The organism is Actinomadura sp. NPDC023710 (assembly GCF_040639875.1).
Lineage (GTDB): Bacteria > Actinomycetota > Actinomycetes > Streptosporangiales > Streptosporangiaceae > Spirillospora > Spirillospora citrea.
The window spans coordinates 1-1,234 of the sequence record NZ_JBFAGB010000110.1; the positions used below are offsets into that span (position 1 = coordinate 1).

At 69.8% G+C, this 1,234-nt stretch carries 1 protein-coding gene; it reads left to right on the forward strand.

What is annotated here, in order from left to right; all coding sequences use genetic code 11:
- Positions 1–1,234, forward strand: a 1,234-nt coding sequence (locus AB0H37_RS45015) for an AMP-binding protein (protein WP_360618856.1), incomplete at both ends; no start/stop codon positions are given.

Here is a 1,234-nt window from a genome sequence, read left to right on the forward strand (position 1 = left end):
GCGCGGGGACGGACGTGCCGATCGGCTCGCCGATCGCGGGCCGGACCGACGAGGCTCTGGACGATCTGGTCGGCATGTTCGTCAACATGCTCGTCCTGCGCACCGACACCTCAGGGGACCCGTCGTTCCGGGAGCTGGTGGGACGGGTGAAGGAGACCGACCTCGCCGCCTACGCGCACCAGGACCTGCCGTTCGAGCGGCTCGTCGAGGTGCTCAACCCGCCCCGGTCGATGGCGCGGCACCCGCTGTTCCAGGTCGTCCTGTCGTTCCAGAACAACCCCGAGGCGCGGCTCGAACTGGACGGCCTGACCGGCGGCGCCGAGCCCCTGGCGGCGGGCGCCGCCAAGTACGACCTCTCCCTCTACCTGGAGGAGCGGCACGGCGGCGACGGCGCGCCCGCCGGCATCGAGGCCGGACTCGAATACGCCCTCGACCTCTTCGACCCCGCCACCGCCCAGGCGATCGCCCGCCGGTTCGAGCGCCTCGTCCGCGAACTCGTCGCCGACCCCGACGCGCCCATCACCACCGCCGAGATCCTCGACCGCGGCGAACGGCGCACCCTGCTGCGCCGCTGGGCGGGCGGAAAGGGCGGCGACGTCCCGCGCACGACGATCCCCGCTCTGTTCGAGGAGCAGGCGGCGGTTCGTCCGGGTGCGGTGGCGGTGTCGTTCGAGGGTGTGTCGTGGACGTACGGGGAGGTGAACGCGCGGGCGAATCGTCTGGCTCGGCGGCTCGTGGAACGGGGTGTGGGGCCTGAGCAGTTCGTGGCGCTTGCTCTGCCGCGTTCGGCGGAGCTGGTGGTGGCCACTCTCGCGGTGTTGAAGGCGGGGGCGGCCTACGTTCCTATCCTTCCGGACTGTCCGGAAGACCGGATCGCCTTCATGGTGCAGGATGCCCGCGCCGTCCTGACCTTGCGCCTGGAGGACCTGGAGGGTTTGGACGACCCGAGCGTTCCCGCGACCGATCTCGGCATCGCGATCTCCCCGGATCATCCCGCGTACGTCATCTACACGTCGGGTTCGACGGGGCGTCCCAAGGGTGTGGTGGTTCCGCATCAGAACGTGGTGCGGTTGCTGCGTTCGACGGAGGGGTGGTTCGACTTCGGTCCGGGTGATGTGTGGACGCTTTTCCACTCTTATGCTTTCGACTTCTCGGTCTGGGAGCTGTGGGGTTCGCTGCTGTACGGCGGCAGGCTCGTCGTCGTTCCCTACCTGACCTCGCGGTCGCCCGAGGA